Origin of the sequence: Albimonas marina (assembly GCF_029223255.1) — a bacterium.
Classification (GTDB): Bacteria; Pseudomonadota; Alphaproteobacteria; order Rhodobacterales; family Rhodobacteraceae; genus Albimonas.
Map to the genome: position 1 here is coordinate 253,752 of NZ_JARHUC010000008.1, position 16,631 is coordinate 270,382.

Annotated in this window: 13 protein-coding genes; 2 read left to right on the forward strand and 11 right to left on the reverse strand. The window is 70.4% G+C overall.

The features are described 5' to 3' along the window. Positions 1 to 263: 263 nt before the first annotated feature. On the forward strand, positions 264 to 2,303 hold the full coding sequence (locus P2H44_RS20840; protein WP_275766733.1) for a hypothetical protein: 2,040 nt from the start codon (positions 264 to 266) through the stop codon (positions 2,301 to 2,303). Between the two features lie 66 nt (positions 2,304 to 2,369). On the opposite strand, the gene P2H44_RS20845 is transcribed toward P2H44_RS20840, so the two are convergent. The 9 genes from P2H44_RS20845 to P2H44_RS20885 form a co-directional block, all read right to left on the reverse strand. Beyond that, entirely contained in the window at positions 2,370 to 3,446 is a 1,077-nt protein-coding gene (locus P2H44_RS20845; RefSeq protein ID WP_275766734.1) for an ABC transporter ATP-binding protein, read from the reverse strand. Next, positions 3,443 to 4,441 (reverse strand): ABC transporter ATP-binding protein, encoded by a 999-nt coding sequence (locus P2H44_RS20850; RefSeq protein WP_275766735.1) that lies wholly within the window; start codon positions 4,439 to 4,441, stop codon positions 3,443 to 3,445. The genes P2H44_RS20845 and P2H44_RS20850 overlap by 4 nt, the downstream gene beginning before the upstream one ends. Continuing rightward, positions 4,438 to 5,895: an amidohydrolase family protein gene (locus tag P2H44_RS20855; RefSeq protein WP_275766738.1), complete on the reverse strand. Its 1,458-nt coding sequence runs from the start codon at positions 5,893 to 5,895 to the stop codon at positions 4,438 to 4,440. The genes P2H44_RS20850 and P2H44_RS20855 overlap by 4 nt, the downstream gene beginning before the upstream one ends. 118 nt (positions 5,896 to 6,013) lie before the next feature. Next, positions 6,014 to 7,582 (reverse strand): ABC transporter substrate-binding protein, encoded by a 1,569-nt coding sequence (locus P2H44_RS20860; protein ID WP_275766739.1) that lies wholly within the window; start codon positions 7,580 to 7,582, stop codon positions 6,014 to 6,016. Positions 7,583 to 7,670: 88 nt separating this feature from the next. Then, positions 7,671 to 8,591, reverse strand: coding sequence for an ABC transporter permease (locus P2H44_RS20865; RefSeq protein WP_275766741.1), 921 nt, complete (start codon positions 8,589 to 8,591; stop codon positions 7,671 to 7,673). Then, entirely contained in the window at positions 8,588 to 9,526 is a 939-nt protein-coding gene (locus tag P2H44_RS20870; RefSeq protein ID WP_275766744.1) for an ABC transporter permease, read from the reverse strand. The genes P2H44_RS20865 and P2H44_RS20870 overlap by 4 nt, the downstream gene beginning before the upstream one ends. Beyond that, on the reverse strand, positions 9,523 to 11,169 hold the full coding sequence (locus tag P2H44_RS20875) for an amidohydrolase (RefSeq protein ID WP_275766746.1): 1,647 nt from the start codon (positions 11,167 to 11,169) through the stop codon (positions 9,523 to 9,525). The genes P2H44_RS20870 and P2H44_RS20875 overlap by 4 nt, the downstream gene beginning before the upstream one ends. A 93-nt stretch (positions 11,170 to 11,262) precedes the next feature. Next, positions 11,263 to 12,258, reverse strand: coding sequence for an NAD(P)-dependent oxidoreductase (locus tag P2H44_RS20880; protein ID WP_275766748.1), 996 nt, complete (start codon positions 12,256 to 12,258; stop codon positions 11,263 to 11,265). Between the two features lie 2 nt (positions 12,259 to 12,260). Further along, positions 12,261 to 13,031 carry a class II aldolase/adducin family protein gene (locus P2H44_RS20885; RefSeq protein WP_275766750.1) on the reverse strand — a complete coding sequence of 257 codons (771 nt, stop codon included), beginning with the start codon at positions 13,029 to 13,031 and terminating at the stop codon, positions 12,261 to 12,263. A 244-nt stretch (positions 13,032 to 13,275) separates the two neighbouring features. On the opposite strand from P2H44_RS20885, the gene P2H44_RS20890 reads away from it, so the two are divergent. Next, on the forward strand, positions 13,276 to 13,977 hold the full coding sequence (locus P2H44_RS20890; protein WP_275766753.1) for a GntR family transcriptional regulator: 702 nt from the start codon (positions 13,276 to 13,278) through the stop codon (positions 13,975 to 13,977). A 92-nt stretch (positions 13,978 to 14,069) separates the two neighbouring features. On the opposite strand, the gene P2H44_RS20895 is transcribed toward P2H44_RS20890, so the two are convergent. Both P2H44_RS20895 and P2H44_RS20900 read right to left on the reverse strand, forming a co-directional pair. Beyond that, positions 14,070 to 15,707: a BCCT family transporter gene (locus tag P2H44_RS20895; protein WP_275766755.1), complete on the reverse strand. Its 1,638-nt coding sequence runs from the start codon at positions 15,705 to 15,707 to the stop codon at positions 14,070 to 14,072. A gap of 75 nt (positions 15,708 to 15,782) precedes the next feature. Beyond that, positions 15,783 to 16,196, reverse strand: a complete 414-nt coding sequence (locus P2H44_RS20900) for a universal stress protein (RefSeq protein WP_275766756.1) — start codon at positions 16,194 to 16,196, stop codon at positions 15,783 to 15,785. Between the last annotated feature and the right edge of the window lie 435 nt (positions 16,197 to 16,631).

Below are 16,631 nucleotides of genomic sequence, written 5' to 3' on the forward strand. Positions count from 1 at the left end.
TAAACGGACATCGGCTATCAGTCAGGAGCCGGCGGCCTGCGCGTCGTCCGGCGAAGGCCTGTTCCTCCGGTCCGCCGTCCCGTTCGGCGGCGCGCCGGTCGGCGCGGCCTCGCCCCTTTCCCGAGCCCTGATGGCAACGACTCCGTCCGGCCCCGCCGCGGCGCGTCGGCGCGACGCGGAGGCCTCGGGACGGGGCCGACTGGCCCGGGTCGGGCGGCACGCGGCGCCGGGGCGGGACGCAGCCTTCCCCGACGAGGTCCGACATGCGCCTGTCTCCCGCCCGCCTCCCCCTTCCCTCCCCCGTCCGCAGTCTCGCCGACGGGACCAGCGGCACGCTGGGCCCCGGCGTCGTGGGCGCCTACGAGCTTCAGAAAGGCGCGGTCGAGCTCGACCGCATGGCCACGCTCTCGGCCGGGGTGCTGCTGGGCCGGCAGGCGTCGAGCGGCGGCCGGCCCCAGGCCCTGAGCCCGAGCCAGGTGCGCGAGATCCTGGGCAACGCCGACACCGTGATGCAGGCGGCGGACGTCTCCGGGGCGGAGGCGCTGACGCCCTCGGGCTCGGTCCTCTCGATCCAGACGCTGGGGCGCGAGTCGCCGGGCGACGGCGGCGGCGCGCGCTACGTCCGCGCGCCGTCGAACCCCGGCCATGCCGCGGCCTTCCAGACCGCCGACGGCCAGTGGTGGGAGCTGGCCGAGCTCTACGTCACGCCGCAGAACTTCGGGCCGGCGGCGAACGGGTCGGGCGACGACAGCGCCTGGTTCGACGCCGCGCTGGCCTGGCAGCAGAACCGCCGGCTGGGGATCGTGCTGGCGGGCGAGTATCGCCTCGGCTCGCGCGTGGTGGCGCCGGCGGCGGCGACGCTCGAGGGGCTCGGCTCGCGGCAGACGCGGCTGCTGCTGACCTCGACCAACGCCAAGCTGGAGGTGGGCGGCGGCCCCTCGGCCATTCCGGGCAACAGCTGCGACCTGGGCGGGTTCGAGATCGACGGGACCGAGACGGCCAACTTCGGCCTGGTGCTGTCGGAGGAGCAGCGCCCCGACGGCACGCCGCTGGGCTGGTCGGTGTTCACCGGCGGCGGCGCCTACCGGCGCATCGACATCACCGGCTGCCGGAAGGTGGGGCTGCACGTGGGCGCGGACAGCGACAACAGCCAGTTCCACCTGGTCACCAGCCACGGGCACCGCGCCTCGGGCACCGACGCGGACGCGGTGCGCGTCGAGGCGCCGGCGCATTTCGTGCAGTGCCAGTTCGGCGGGACCAACGGCTACGCCTTCCGCGCCGACCGCAGCGTCAGCGGCTCGCAGACGCCCGAGACGCTGTACACGGTCGACAGCTCGCGCATCAACCTCGCGCGCAAGGGGCTGATCTACCACAACGGCGTCTCCGACACCGCCGACGGCGGCGCGGTGGGCGTGTTCGACAAGTGCTTCATCGAGAACTGCGGCTTCGCCGGCTCCGCCTTCCCGGAGAAGGAGCCGGTGAACAACAACACGCTGGAGCCCGCGACGGTGCATTGCGAGCGCGGGCGCCTGGTGATCAGCAACCCCAAGAAGCTGCAGAGCGGGTGGGGGCGTTCGTTGCTGAAGGCGTCCAACAAGGGGCAGCTCGACCTGGTCCTGAACGGCACGGAGGTGTCGGGGGCGAGCGTCCCCGCCTCGCGCGACTGCACGATGTTCGTGGCGGGGCTGGAGAACGACCACGCGGCGCGGATCAACATCCACGGGCGGGTCGAGATCCACGACCCCGACGGCTTCGCCGAGATCGCGCGCGTGGCGCCCCGCTCCGGCGGCTGGCCGATCGACAGCATCGGGGGCGACCTGGCCTGGGAGGCGGACCTGAGCCGCACCGCGGGCTGGGGCGCGCCGGCCACCACGCTGAGCACCACGAGCGCGGCCAACCAGTCGCTGTCGGCCGGAGAGGCCTACGAGATCGTGGGCAACGGCTCGGGGACCAACAACCGGATCGAGCGGATGATCCGCATCCCCCAGGCCGAGAAGCGGCTGATCCTGCTGCAGGTGGCGGGGATGGGGCGCAAGACCGGCGGCCAGAACCGGCTGGGCTTCATGGCGCGCCTGCAGGGCGACGGGCTGCGCAGCACCACCGCGCAGTCGGACGAGGTCTGGTGGGACGACAGCGTGGGCGGCGCCAACAACGGCTACGACCGCTGGGTCTATCACTGCGCCATGGCCTACGTGAACAACGGCGACAAGGACATCCAGATCCAGATCTTCTCGGGCCGCGGCACGGCCTCGCCGTCCTCCGACACGCTCTACGTCGGGATGGCGCGGGTGTTCATCCTCTAGGACGGTCGTCCGCAGGATCCCGGCGCGCCGGGGCCGCCCGCGGGCGGCCCCGGCGTCGGTTCGGGCTCAGGCCCCCTGCGCCGCGCGGGCGTCGGCGAGGACCGCGAGGCGGCGCGCCAGCAGCGGGGGCGTGGGGCGCGCGGTCTCGGTGGGCATGGCGGCCACGGTCTCTGCGAAGTGGCAGGCCGCGGCGGCGGAGCCGGAGGCCGAGGGCATGGCGCGCAGCTCCGGCCGCTCCCGCCTGCAGATGTCCTGGGCGAGCGGGCAGCGCGGGTGGAAGGCGCAGCCCGAGGGCGGGCGCAGGGCCGAGGGGGCGTCGCCCATCACCATCTCCCGCCCCTCGGCGGCGCCGGGCACGGGCTTGGGCGCGGCCTCGATCAGGGCGCGGGTGTAGGGGTGGCGCGGGGTGGCGAACAGCTCCTCGGCCGGCGCCTCCTCGACGATGCGGCCCAGGTACATCACCGCCACGCGCTTGGCGATGTGCCGCACGACGGCAAGGTCGTGGGAGATGAACACGTAGGCCATGCCGAACTGGCGCTGAAGGTCCTGGAGCAGGTTCACGATCTGCGCCTGCACCGAGACGTCGAGGGCCGAGACCGGCTCGTCGCACACGATCAGGCGGGGGCGCGTCGCCAGCGCCCGGGCGATGCAGATGCGCTGGCGCTGGCCGCCCGAGAACTCATGCGGATAGCGCTCGGCATGGTAGTCGTTCAGGCCCACGGTCTTGAGCAGGTCGGAGACCAGCTTCTCGGCCGCGGGGCCGGTGGCGACGCGGTGCAGGAGGATCGGCTCCATCAGCGTCTCGCGCACGGTCATGCGCGGGTTGAGCGAGCCGAACGGGTCCTGGAAGACCATCTGCATGTGCCGCCGCGCCGCCTGGAGGCGCGAGAGCGGCAGGGCCGTCACGTCCTCCCCGTCCAGCACCACCTGGCCGGAGTCGGGCTCGAGCAGGCGCAGCAGCGCGCGGCCGGTGGTGGACTTGCCGCAGCCGGACTCGCCCACGATCGCCAGCGTCTCCCCCGCGCCGACCGAGAAGGTCACGTCGGTGACCGCCTGCACGGCGCCGGTGGTGCGCTTCAGCACGCCCGACTTCACCGGGAAATGCTTGGTCAGGTTGCGGACGTCGAGAACCGGGGCGCTCATGCGGCGACCTCCTCGATGGGCGCGCGCCAGCAGGCGACGGCGCGGCCGGGCCCGATCTCCTTCAGCGGCGGGGGCGCGGAGCGGCAGTGGTCGGTGGCCAGCGGACAGCGCCCGGCGAAGCGGCAGCCCGGAAGCTGGAGATAGGGCGGCGGCACCGAGCCGGGGATCGTCTCCAGCCGGTCGGCGCGCACGTCGAGGCGGGGCACGGCCGCCATCAGGCCCAGCGTGTAGGGATGCTGGGCGGAGGCGAAGAGATCGGCGACGGGCGCCTTCTCGACCACCTTGCCGGCATACATCACCACCACGTCGTCGCAGGTCTCGGCCACCACGCCGAGGTCGTGGGTGATCAGCACGATGGCCGAGCCCGTCCGCTCGCGCAGGTCGCGCATCAGGTCGAGGATCTGGGCCTGGATGGTGACGTCGAGGGCGGTGGTCGGCTCGTCCGCGATCAGGAGCTCGGGATCGTTGGCGAGCGCGAGCGCGATCATCACGCGCTGGCGCTGGCCGCCGGAGAGCTGGTGGGGGAAGTCGTCGACGCGGGATTCCGGGCTCGGCAGCTTCACCAGGTCCAGCATCTCGATGGCGCGGGCGCGGGCCTTGGCCTTGTCCTTCCAGCCATGGGCGCGGAGGCTTTCGATGATCTGCTGCCCGATGGTGTAGACCGGGTTCAGCGAGGTCATCGGCTCCTGGAAGATCATCCCCATGCGCCCGCCGCGGAGCTTGCGCATCTCGCCTTCGGAGATCTTGAGGATGTCCTTGCCCTCGAACAGCACCTGGCCGCCGGCGTAGCGGCCGGGGGGGCGCGGGATCAGGCGCATGACGCCGAGGCTGGTCACGGACTTGCCGCAGCCGGATTCGCCCACGATGCCCAGCGTGGCCCCCCGGCGGACCGAGAAGCTGACCCCGTCGACGGCGCGGAACACGCCGCCTTCGGTGTCGAAATGGACCTGGAGGTCGCGGACCTCGAGGAGAGGCGCGTCGGTGTCTTCGGTCATTCGGCGCCCTCGTTGGCGTAGACGTAGGGGGCCGCCTCGGCGTGGCTGCGGCCGGCGAAGTCGAGCTGGCGGAACATCGCCTCGGCGCGCCGTTGGGCGGCTTCGAGCCCGTCCAGCGCGCGGTCCAGGTCGAAGGCGATGCAGTCGCCGTCCTTCACCACCTGGCGGCCGTCGACGTAGACGTCGGAGACGGCGCGCTCGGCGGCGACGTAGACGAGCGAGGAGAGCGGGTCGCGCACCGGGCGCATGGCGCGGTGCTTGATGTCGACGGTGAACAGGTCGGCCTTCAGGCCCGGGGCCAGCTTGCCGATCTGGTCGTTGTTCAGGATCGCCGCGCCGCCGGTGGTGGCCATGTCGATCACCTGGGCGGTGCGGATGTCGTAGACGTTGGTGGCCATGACGCGGGAGTTGGTCAGCGCGTTGCGCATCTCCTCGATCATGTTGTGGGGGTAGGTGTCGGTCCCCAGCCCCATGCGGATGCCCCCGCGCAGGTAGCGGCCGAGCGTGCGCATGGTGATGCCGCGGCGCTGGAAGACGGTCGGGCAATGGGCGACGGCGGCGCCGGACTTCTGCAGACGCTCGAAGTCGTTGCCCAGCGGCCAGTTGGCGCTGGCGTGATCGTTGAGGAAGATGCCGTGGCCGATGATCAGGTTGTCGTCGAGCACGCCGAGGCTGTCGAGCCACTCGATCGGCGTCATGCCGTGGCGGCGCGTGATCTCGTGGAACTCCACCACGCTCTGCGCGGCGTGCAGCGTCATCTTCAGGCCGCGCTTCTTCGCCTCGGCGGCGGAGGCCTGGATCAGCTCGGGCGTGCAGGTGTCGATCTGGGAGGGCGAGACGATGCCCGAGAGGCGGCCCGAGGGGTGGGCGACGGCGGCGTCGATCACCGACATCGCCTCCTCCATCGCCTTCTCGCCGGCGGCCTCGTCCCACTCGTATTCGGTGACGTGGCCGTTCTTGGTGTACCAGCGGGCGGAGCGGTACATGGGCGCCGCGTAGGCGCGAAGCCCGCTCTGCGCCAGCAGGTCGATCCAGCCCTCGTAGGGGACCGAGAGGTCGACCAGCGTGGTGACGCCGGACATCAGCAGCTCGGAGAGCGCGACCTTCACGCAGTCCTGCACCCCCTCGGGGTCGGGGCGGAACAGGGGCATGAACTCGTAGAGCGAGGACATGTAGAGGCGCTTGGAGCCGAGCTCGTCCAGCATCCCCTTGTTCATCGGCTCGGACGAGGGGTGGGAGTGGATGTTGACCAGGCCCGGGGCGACCATGCGGTCGCGCCCGTCGATCTCGACGGCGGCTTCGCCCTCGTACTTGCCGCCGACCTGGACGATGCGGTCGCCGACTAAGGCGACGTCGCCGTCGTGCAGGTACGTATGGCGGCCCTTGGCCTCGTCCCAGGCGACGATCCAGGCGGCGTCGCGGATCACGGTGGCGGGGGCGGAGGGCTCGGACATCTGGGGCGGACCTCGGGTCGCGGCCCGGCGCGCGGGGCGCGGCGCGGGCGGAATTCATCGGGGGGGAGAGGGGCGCCGGCCCCGGGCGGGGGCCGGCGCGGTCGTCAGGGGGCGCGGCTCACTTGAACTCGAGCTGCAGGCCCTTGTAGAGGCCGGCGCCGTAGATGTTGTGCGGCGTGATCGGCTTGAGCTTGTTGACGTAGGCGATCTGCATCGGGCGCTCGTAGATCGGCAGCCAGGTGACCGCCTCCTGCACCTTCAGCAGCACCTTGCCGTAGGCCGCGGCGCGCTCCTCGTCGGTGGTGGCGGCGGCGGCCTGCTTGAGCAGCTCGTCCGTCTCCGGGTCGTTCCAGTTCATCCGGTTCGGCGAGGGGATGTTCGCCGAGCGGAAGTACAGGTTCAGCGCGTCGCCCGTCGACACGTAGGGGAAGCCCATGGTGAAGACGTCGAACTCCTGCGTCGCCAGCTTGCCCCAGATGACGGTGGGGTCGAAGGTCTGGATCTGCAGGTTGATGCCCACCTTCAGAAGGTCCGCCTGGACCATCTCGGAGGTCTTCGCCCACTCGCCGATGAAGGAGTAGATGGTCGGCTCGAGCTTCACGCCGTCCTTCTCGCGCACGCCGTCGGCGCCCACGGTCCAGCCGGCCTCGTCGAGGACCTTCTTGGCCTGCTCGGGGTCGTACTTCAGCACGAACTTGTCGACCTCGGGAGCGAAGTCGAGCGCGCCGGCGGAGACGTAGGTGTAGGCCGGGTCGACCTCGCCGAAGAACAGGTCCTCGGCCATCGCCTCGCGGTTCACGGCCAGGTTGATGGCCTTGCGCACCGCCGGATCGTTCATGCCGGGCTTGTCGATCTTGAAGCCGATGAAGTTGGTCCAGAACGCCGCGTCGGAGCGCACGACCTCGATGTTCGGCGCCTGGCGCATCTTCTCGAGGCCGATGAACGGCACGTAGTAGGAGACGTCGGCCTGCCCGGTCAGCAGGGCGACGGTGCGGGTCGCGGCCTCGGGGACCGTCTTCCACACGACCTTGTCGACCTTGGCCGCGCCCTCGCCGTACATCGGCGGACCCCAGTTGTAGCCCTCATGCTTGGTCATCACGAGCTGGTTGCGCGGCTCCCAGCTTTCCCAGCAGAAGGGGCCGGTGCCGTTGAAGCCGGTGACGCCGAAGTCCGCGCCCAGCGCCTCGACGTTCTCCTTGTCGACCACGGTCCCGAAGGACTGGGCCAGCTGGTAGAGCAGCTCGGAGTAGGGGGCGTTGAGCTCGTACTTCAGGGTGTAGTCGTCCAGCGCGACCACTTCCTTGATGTCGCCGGCGCGCCAGGCGACGCCCGACTTCAGCTCGGGGCTGACCCAGCGGTTGATCGAGTAGGCGATGTCCTCGGCGGTCATCGGCTTGCCGTCGCAGAACTTGACGCCCTGCTTGATCTTGAAGGTGTAGGTCTTGCCGTCCTCGGAGACCTCCCAGCTCTCGGCCAGGAGCGGCTCGATGGTCTTCATGTCCTCGTTCAGGGCGACGAGCGTGTCGCCCATCATGAACAGGGCCTCGGACCCGGCCAGCGCGGTGATCGCGGGGGGGTCGTACTTGTTCGAGTCCAGCTCGCGGACGATGGTGACGGTCTGCGCCGTCGCCAGCGCCGGGAGCGAGACGGCCAGCGCCGCCCCCAGTCCCAGGGTTTTCTTGGTCATCTAACGGGCCCTCCTTGTCGGCACGTATCGGGTGCGATGGCGGCCGGGGTCTGTCGCCCCGGTCCGCGATGCGGGGTTGGCCGCGGCCTCAGGCCTGAAGCCGCGGGTCGAGCACGTCGCGGAGCGCGTCGCCGGCGACGTTCGCGCAAAGGACGATGATGAAGATGACGACCGAGGGGATCACCGCGATGTGCGGCGCGAACAGCAGGTAGTCGCGTCCCTGGGAAGCCATCATGCCGAGCTCGGCCATCGGCGGGCGCGCGCCCAGGCCGAGGAACGAGAGCGCAGCCCCGATCAGGATGACCTGGCCGAAGCGGAGCGAGATGAAGATCATGATCGAGGAGATGCAGTTCCGAAGCAGGTACTTGCGGAACAGGTCCCGGTCCGAGAGGCCGACGGCGCGGCCGGCCTCGATGAACTCCATCTTCATCACGCCGACCGCGATGCCGCGCGCGATGCGGGCGCAGTCGGGGATCGAGCTGACCGCCAGCGCGATGATCACCGGCACCGCCCCCTGCCCCATCACCGCCACCAGCGCGAGGCCGAGCAGGATGGCGGGGAAGCTGAGCATCATGTCCATGAAGCGCATCAGCCAGGCGTCGAGCCGGGTGTAGAAGGCCGACAGCAGCCCGATCATCGAGCCGATGAAGCCGCCGATGCCCACCGAGACCAGGCCGATCAGCAGCGTCAGCCGCGAGCCGTAGAGGATGCGCGAGAAGATGTCCCGGCCCTGCCCGTCGGTGCCCAGCAGGTGCTGGGCCTCGCCGCCCGCCTGCCAGACCGGAGGGGTCATCACCGAGCGGGAGTTCACGTAGGGGTCGTGGGTCGCCAGCAGCGGCGCGAAGATCGCGCCCAGGATGATGATCAGCAGCACCGACATCGCCGCGACCGCGGCCTTGTCCTTCAGCAGGCGACGGAACCACGACTTGCGGCGCGGGGGGGCGGCGTCCTCGGGCGGGAGGGCGGCCGCCGCGGCGGCGGGGGCGGTGGAGGCTTCGGCCAGGGTCATCGGCGCACCCGCGGATCGAGAAGGGAGTAGAGGATGTCGACGATCAGGTTGATGAGGATGAACGTCAGCGCGAACACCAGGATCGCCCCCTGCGCCACGGTGAAGTCGGAGCTCAGGATCGCCCCCACCGTCAGCCGCCCGATGCCGGGCCAGGAGAAGATCGTCTCGGTCACCACCGCGCCGCCCAGCAGGTAGCCGGCCTGCAGGCCGATCAGCGTGACGACGGGGATCAGCGCGTTGCGCAGTCCGTGGCGCAGGATCACCTGCGTCTCGGTCAGGCCCTTGGCGCGCGCGGTGCGCACGTGGTCGAGCTTCAGCACCTCGAGCACCGAGGACCGCGTCATGCGCGCCACCGGCCCGATCATGATCGCGCCCAGCGAGACGGCGGGCAGGATCAGGTGCAGCAGGCCGTCGGCCGACCACAGCGGACCGCCGCGGCCGATGAAGGGCAGCTGGAACCACAGCACGCCGAAATACTGCACCGCCAGCAGGCCGATGAAGAAGATCGGCAGCGACACGCCCGCCACCGACAGCCCCATGATGAAGCGGTCGATGATCGAGCCGCGCAGCACCGCGGCCAGCGTCCCCATGCCGATGCCAAGCGGCACCGACCAGACCAGGCAGGCGAACATCAGCTCGACCGTCGGGCCGATGGCCGACCACAGCTCCTCGGTGACCGCCTTGTTGGAGATCATCGAGCGGCCCATGTCGCCCTGGGCCATCCGCTCGAGATAGGCCCAGAACTGGTAGATCATCGGCTGGTCGAGGCCCATCTGGACCCGGATCGCCTCGACCACGTCGGGGGCGGCCATCGGGCCGGCCACGACCTGGGCGGGGTCGCCGGGGACGAGCTGCAGCAGCAGGAAGCCGAACAGCAGCACGCCGAACAGGACCGGGATCGACAGCAGCAGCCGATCGGTGATCGTGGAGATCATGCGGCGAGGCCCTCCCTGTCGAAGACCACCGCGCCGCCCAGCAGGGTCATGTCGCAGACGGTGGTCAGGATCTCTTCGGGGTCGATCTCGAAGAAGTCCTTCGAGAAGACGGCGACGTCGGCGTACTGGCCCGGGATCAGCCGGCCCTTGCGCTCCTCGGCGTGGACGCCGTAGGCGGCCTCGTAGGTGTAGCAGTGCAGCGCCTCGGCCATGGTCAGGCGCTGGTCGGCGCCCAGCACCACGCCGGTGTCGGTCTTGCGGGTGACCATGGCGTAGATGTTGGCGAACGGGTCGATGTCGCACACCGGGCAGTCGGTCGAGGCCGAGGGATGCACCCCCGCCTCGAGGAACGCCTTCATCGGGTAGCAGAACTGCGGCCGCTCCTTGCCCAGGCACGCCTCGTAGCCGTTGCCGAAGAAGTAGATGAAGGAGGGCTGGGGCGCGGGCACGATGCCGAGCTTGGCCATGCGGTCGATCTGGGATTGGCTCAGCCAGCCGCAATGCTCGATCCGGTGGCGGCGATCCTCGGCCGGGTGGGCGGCGTAGGCCTTCTCATAGGCCACCAGCATCTGCTCGATCGCGGCGTCGCCGATGGCGTGGGGCGTCACCTGGTAGCCCCAGGTGTGATACTTCAGCACGAAGGCCTCGGTCTGCGCGGCGGTCTGGCACTGGAGGCCGTAGTTCGCCGGCGCGCCCTCGCTCTCGGGCTCGTAGGGCTCGGACATGTAGGCGGTGCGCCCGCCGGCGGAGCCGTCGAGGAAGATCTTCACGCCCGCGATGCGGAACATGTCGTCGCCCACGCCCGTCACCAGCCCCTCGGCATGGGCCTGGTCGACGACGTTGCGGTCGAGATCGCCCATCAGCACGCCCGCCACGCGCACCGGCAGCTTCCCCTCGGCATGGGCCTTCTGGTAGGCGCGCAGCTCGAGGATGTCGTCGCGGATGCCGATGGCGGCCTCCATCACCGAGGTGATGCCGTAGGTCAGCAGGTCGCGGCCGGCGAGCTCGATGGCCTCGACGATGTCCTCGACCTCGGCCTTGGGCATCACCCGCTGCAGCGGCTCGCGCGCGGTCTCGGCGAGCCAGCCGGTCAGCTCGCCCTCGGCGCGCCCGATGGCGCCGCCGAACGGGTCGGGCGTGTTGTGGCCGATCTCGGCGAGCTGCAGCGCCTTCGAGGACGCCACGCCCACGTGCCCGCAGGCGCGCACGATGTAGACGGGGTTGTTCGGGGCGGCGGCGTCCAGCTCCCGCCGGTGGGGGTGGCGCTGCTCGGCCAGCTTGTCGTGGTCGTAGCCGCGGCCCACGATCCACTCGCCCGGCTGGGCGGTCTCGGCGGCCTTGGCGATGCGCTCCAGCAGCGCCTCGACCGAGCGGACGCCGTCGCGGGCGCGCAGGTCCACCTGCTTCATGTTGAAGCCGTACATGTGCAGGTGCATGTGGTTGTCGTTCAGGCCGGGCGTGGCGAGCTTGCCCTTCAGGTCGACGACCTCGGTCTCGGGGCCGGCCATGGCCTCGATCTCCTCGCGCGTGCCCACGGCGAGGACCTTGTCCCCCTGGATGGCGAGCGCCTCGTAGAAGCCCTCATTCAGGCCGGCCCAGATCTTTCCGCCGACCAGGATGCGGTCGGCCGCGGCGTCGGTCATGCGAGGCGCTCCTGGACGGGGACGGCGGGGGCGGTTGAGGTCATCTTCGGGCTCCGGGAGGGGGCTTGGCGGGCGGGAGGCGGGCGGGCGCGGTCAGTAGCCTCGGCGGCGGTCGACGCGGGTGTCGGGGTCGCGCCCCTCGGCCAGCGCCTGCATGGCGTCGGCGAGCTGGCGCACGGTGGCGTGGCGCGAGGTGTCGGAGGCGCGGTGCGGGGTGACGAACACCCGCGGATGCGCCCAGAACGGATGGTCGGGGCGGGGCGGCTCCTGGCGGAACACGTCGACCGAGGCGGCGGCGACCTGGCCGGAGTTCAGCGCGGCGAGGAGGTCCTCCTCCACCATGTGCTCCCCCCGGCCGATCTGGATCAGGCAGGCGCCCTTGGGCATCCGCGCGAAGAGGGCGGCGTCGAGCACGTCGCGCGTCTCCGCCGTCAGGGGCAGGACGTTGATCAGGATCTGCGCGCGCTCGGCCGTCCGCCCGATGGCGTCGGGACCCGAGAGCACCTCGATGCCGGCTGCGCCCTCGGCGGGCGAGCGGGCGGCGGCCACCACGCGGAAGCCCAGCGTCGAGACGGCGCGCGCCACCGCCCGGCCCATCATGCCGTAGCCGAGCACGCCCACCGTCGTCTCGCAGGGCTCGGCGGGGCGGTCGGTTCGCCGCCACTCGCCCCGGCGGTTCCACTCGTGGAAATCGTCCATGCGGCGGTGGTGCCAGACCACGTGGAAGGCCGCGAAGCCCGCCATCAGGTCGGCCTGGCTGTCGTCGCGCACCCGGGTCACCACCGCGTCGGCGGGCAGCGAGGGGCAGGAGAGGATGTGGTCGACGCCCGCGGCGATGGAGCCGGCGAGCTTCAGGTTGGGATAGGGCGCGAAGGCCTGCGGCCCCGCCTGCCAGCACAGGGCGCAGACGACGGCGGCGGGATCCTCGACCTCCTCGGGGCGCAGCAGGACCAGGCGGGGATCGCGCGCCTCTCCGAACACCGCCTTCAGGTCCAGCGCGTCGGAGAGGTAGACGCCGATCGCCGGCGCCCGGGGGTCGTCCTCCGGCGCGGCGGAAGCCTGGGGCTGGAGAGGCGGGATCGCGTTCATCGTCAGCGGTCGAAGTCGGGGCAGCGCTTCTTGCACAGACGCAGGTACGCTTCCCACTCCGGGTCGGGCTTGCCCGAGGCCTCGTGCTTGGCCGCCCAGTCCTCGCCCTGGCGGGCGGTGAACTCGGCCAGGTCGTGGGGAACAAGGCGCGGCGTCAGCGAGGTCGCCATCAGCGCCAGCTGCGCCTTGCAGGCGCGCTCGAAGTTGAACATCGCCTTGAACGCGTCCCCGACCGAGGTCCCGCAGGTCATCAGGCCGTGGTTGCGCAGGATCATGATCATCTTGTCGCCCAGGTCGGCGATCAGGCGCTCGCGCTCCTCGAGGTTCAGGGCGATGCCCTCGTAGTCGTGGAAGGCGATGCGGTCGTAGAACTCCAGCGACCACTGGTTCAGCGGCAGCAGCCCCTCCTCGGAGGAGGAGATCGCCACGCCCGCGACCGTGTGGGTGTGCAGCACGCAATGCACGTCGGGGCGCGCCATGTGCACCGCCGAGTGGATGGTGAAGCCCGCCTTGTTGATCCCCTGCCCGTAGTCGTCGCGCAGAATGTTCCCGTGGATGTCGACCGTGACGAGGTTCGAGGCCGTCACCTCGTCGAAGCGCAGCCCGTAGGGGTTGATCAGGAACGCGTCCTTGCCCTCGGACTCCGGCGCCTTGGCGGAGATGTGGGTGAAGATGGAATCGTCCATGCCGAACTCGGCGATCAGCCGGTAGGCGGCGGCGAGGTGAACCCGTTCCATCGGCTGGGCCGAGGAGACCTGGGTCTGGATCGTCATAGCTGACTCCAAAAAGGGCTTGCCGTCCGGCTTCGTCCCGACGACCCTGCTGCGATGCAAAACACCCTGATGAAGATTTGACGACAAATCAACTGTCGACAGTTTCTTTTTTTCAGGGTTCCCTGATCCGACTCGGCCGGGCCCGGCGACGCGGCCTGACGTGGGTGGATCGGGGGCTCGACTCGCCCTTGACGCTCACGGAAAAGGACCCGCCGCGGGAGGACGAGAGGGACGGTATTCCAAGATGTTCGAGAACAGCCCGGAGCGATCCGCCGGCCCGACGTTTCGGGCGCTGGAAGCCGACGACCTGGTGACGCGAATCGCCGACCAGGTCGTCCGCGCGATCGGCGACGGGCGGCTGCGGCCGGGCGAGAAGGTGGCCGAGGCGAAGCTGGCGCGCGAACTGGGCACCTCCCGCGCGCCCGCGCGCGAGGCGCTGCGGCTGCTGGAGAGCCAGGGGCTGATCGTCTCCCACCCCCGCCGGGGCTTCTTCGTGCATGCCTACGATTCCAAGGAGATGCACGACATCTACGACCTGCGCGAGTGCCTCGAGATCCACGCCGCGCGCCTGGCGATGAAGAGAATCACGGACGAGGACCTCGCCCGGCTGGAGGCGCAGCTCGAGACCCTGCACCGCCTGGGCCGCGCCGGCGCCGCGCAGGAGCAGGTGATCGAGGACTACGCCTTCCACCGGATGCTGTGCGAGATCGGGGGCAACGCCCAGATCGTGCGGATCTTCGACCAGCTCGCCACCCAGCTTCGGGCGGGAATCGCCATCGTCGGGCGGCTCTACGACGACCCGGCCAAGATCGCCGAGACCCACGATCCGCTGATGGCCGCGATCCGCGCCCGCGACGCGGACGCGCTGGAGGCCGGCCTGCGCGAGCATCTGGAGGATGCGCGCGAGCATGTGGTGGCGCTCTACCACGCCGCCAGCGTGGCCTGAGCCGGGCCGCCCGCGCGGCCCCCCCGGAAACGCGGAAGGGCGCCCGCCGGCCGGCGGGCGCCCTTCGTTTGTTCAGACGGTCGCGCCGGGGCTCAGCGCGGCTCGTCCATCAGGCCCTTGATGATCGCCCAGCAGCCGATCAGCAGCACGACCGCGAAGGGGAAGCCGGTCGAGACGGCCATGGCCTGCAAGGCCCCCAGTCCGCCGCCGACCAGCAAGGCGATGGCGACCAGCCCCTCGAAGCTCGCCCAGAACACGCGCTGGGAGACGGGGGCGTCGACCTTGCCGCCGGCCGTGATGGTGTCGATGACCAGCGAGCCCGAGTCGGACGAGGTGACGAAGAACACGATCACCAGCACCACCGCGAGCACCGAGGTGATCGAGGCCATCGGCAGGTCGGCCAGCATCCCGAACAGCGACAACTCCGGGCTGTAGCTGTCGATCACGTGTTCCTTGACCTTGGAATCCGCGAGCTCGACCACCTGCTCGATCGCGGTGCCGCCGAAGGCCGACATCCAGAACACCGAGACGATGGTGGGGATGATCAGCACGCAGACGATGAACTCGCGCACCGTGCGCCCGCGGGAGACGCGGGCGATGAACATGCCCACGAACGGCGACCAGGAGATCCACCACGCCCAGTAGAAGCTGGTCCAGCCCTGGCGGAAGGAATCGTCCTCGCGCCCGAACGGGTTGGACAGCGGGATCAGCTCCTGCCCATAGGCCACCAGCCCGTCGGCGAAGCCGGTCAGGATCGCCAGCGTCGGCCCCACCAGCACCACGAACAGCAGCAGCGCCAGCGCGAGGACCATGTTGACCTCGGACAGCATCTTCACGCCGCCGTCGAGGCCCCGCAGCACCGAGAACAGCGCCACCGCGGTGATCAGCAGGATCAGGACGACCTGCACGTCGATGTTGTTGGGCAGCCCGAACACGAAGGAGAGGCCGGCGTTGGCCTGCTGCGCGCCGAAGCCCAGCGAGGTGGCCAGGCCGAACAGCGTCGCGAACACCGCCAGGATGTCGATGATGTGGCCCGGCCAGCCCCAGACCTTCTCGCCGAAGATCGGGTAGAACATCGAGCGCACGGTCAGCGGCAGGCCCTTGTTGAAGCTGAACAGCGCCAGCGCCAGCGCCACCACCGCGTAGATCGCCCAGGGGTGCAGGCCCCAGTGGTAGATCGTGGCGGCCATGCCCATGGCCCGCGCGGCGTCCAGGTTCTCGGGGATCAGCGTGCCGTCCTCGGCGAAGGGCGAGGGCACGCCCAGCGGCTCGGAGATCGCCATGTGGTAGACGGGCTCGAGCACGCCGAAGAACATCAGGCCGATGCCCATGCCCGCGGCGAACAGCATCGCGAACCAGCCGAAGTAGGAATAGTCGGGCGTCGCGTGCTTGCCCCCCAGCCGGACCTTGCCCAGCGGCGAGACCACGATGCCCAGGCACACCAGCACGAAGATGTCGCCCGCGAGCAGGAAGAACCAGTCGAGCGAGCCGGTCAGCCAGCCGCGCAGGTCGTTGAACGCCGGGCCCAGCGAGTTCTGGAAGGCCAGCGTCACGATCACGAAGGCGATGACCACCAGCGCCGAGATGGCGAAGACGGGGTTGTGGATGTCGAGGCCGAAGGGCCCGATCTTGGGCTGGATGTTGTCCTGGCCGATCTCGAAATCGGTCTCGATGATGTTGGCGGGGCCCTCGGGCGAGGGAATCGCCTCGGGGCTGGGATCGTCGCTCATGCGGATCTCCCGGTCAGGATTTCACAGGGGGCGCGGGGCCGCGCCGCTCGGATGTCGCGCGGGGTCGGCGGCGGCTCAGCGCACCAGGAAGACCGAGACCTTCGCGTGCGAGGCCAGCGCCCCGCCGTGCGAGGGCCACAGGTGGTCGGCCAGGTTGGGCACGTGGCTCTGCATCACCACCAGGTCGGCGCCGATCTCGTCCGCGGCCTTGATCAGCTTGCGGTCGAGGTCGACGCCCGGGTCGTGGCTGACCACCGGATGCGCCGTGGCGCGGATCCCGTGGGTCTCGGCCTCGGCGGCGGCGAAGGTCTCGAGCTTGGCCGCGAACTCCTCGGGACTGTGGGCGACCGCGCTCGGTTCGGGCGAGGTTACGGCGACGTAGGCGATGGGCGCGTCGTAGAGCCGGGCGAGCCCGGCGGCCACGTCGAGCGACTTTCGCAAGCGGTCGACATGGGCCAGGTCGACCGGCGTCATGATGCTGGAATACACGGCTCCCCTCCTCCGGGCCGGGGGCCCGGTTCAGTTTCTGTTCGTATTGGCGGCGCAGCCGGGGCGCCGACATCGAATTCGCCGGACGGACGGAAAGATGAGCCTTGACTCACCCCGTCGACGATCCGCGCGGATGGACGGACGAATATTACATTCATTCACCCGAATTTCCGGCGCGGAGACGGAGAGCCTAGGGCGCAGGCCCCGAAAGGCAACCCCACGGCTTTCCGAAGGCGCGCGCTATACGAAGCCGGACGCGGCCTGTCCCAAGGGAACCACCCTCGGCCCCGAACCCGCGGTCCGCCCCCGACCATCGGGAACAGGAATGCGACGGATGTCGCCGGGCGCGTCGGCTCCGGCCCCGCGTTTCGCCGACGGCCACAATATATTCCGGCCTGCCCATATTATCGCCCGCAGGCGCCGGGGGCATATTGA

What these genes read in the sequence shown, in the direction of transcription:
- P2H44_RS20840 (WP_275766733.1), top strand. Translation starts at nt 264, where the DNA reads ATGCGCCTGTCTCCCGCCCGCCTCCCCCTTCCCTCCCCCGTCCGCAGT.
- P2H44_RS20845 (WP_275766734.1), bottom strand. Translation starts at nt 3,446, where the DNA reads ATGAGCGCCCCGGTTCTCGACGTCCGCAACCTGACCAAGCATTTCCCG.
- P2H44_RS20850 (WP_275766735.1), bottom strand. Translation starts at nt 4,441, where the DNA reads ATGACCGAAGACACCGACGCGCCTCTCCTCGAGGTCCGCGACCTCCAG.
- P2H44_RS20855 (WP_275766738.1), bottom strand. Translation starts at nt 5,895, where the DNA reads ATGTCCGAGCCCTCCGCCCCCGCCACCGTGATCCGCGACGCCGCCTGG.
- P2H44_RS20860 (WP_275766739.1), bottom strand. Translation starts at nt 7,582, where the DNA reads ATGACCAAGAAAACCCTGGGACTGGGGGCGGCGCTGGCCGTCTCGCTC.
- P2H44_RS20865 (WP_275766741.1), bottom strand. Translation starts at nt 8,591, where the DNA reads ATGACCCTGGCCGAAGCCTCCACCGCCCCCGCCGCCGCGGCGGCCGCC.
- P2H44_RS20870 (WP_275766744.1), bottom strand. Translation starts at nt 9,526, where the DNA reads ATGATCTCCACGATCACCGATCGGCTGCTGCTGTCGATCCCGGTCCTG.
- P2H44_RS20875 (WP_275766746.1), bottom strand. Translation starts at nt 11,169, where the DNA reads ATGACCGACGCCGCGGCCGACCGCATCCTGGTCGGCGGAAAGATCTGG.
- P2H44_RS20880 (WP_275766748.1), bottom strand. Translation starts at nt 12,258, where the DNA reads ATGAACGCGATCCCGCCTCTCCAGCCCCAGGCTTCCGCCGCGCCGGAG.
- P2H44_RS20885 (WP_275766750.1), bottom strand. Translation starts at nt 13,031, where the DNA reads ATGACGATCCAGACCCAGGTCTCCTCGGCCCAGCCGATGGAACGGGTT.
- P2H44_RS20890 (WP_275766753.1), top strand. Translation starts at nt 13,276, where the DNA reads ATGTTCGAGAACAGCCCGGAGCGATCCGCCGGCCCGACGTTTCGGGCG.
- P2H44_RS20895 (WP_275766755.1), bottom strand. Translation starts at nt 15,707, where the DNA reads ATGAGCGACGATCCCAGCCCCGAGGCGATTCCCTCGCCCGAGGGCCCC.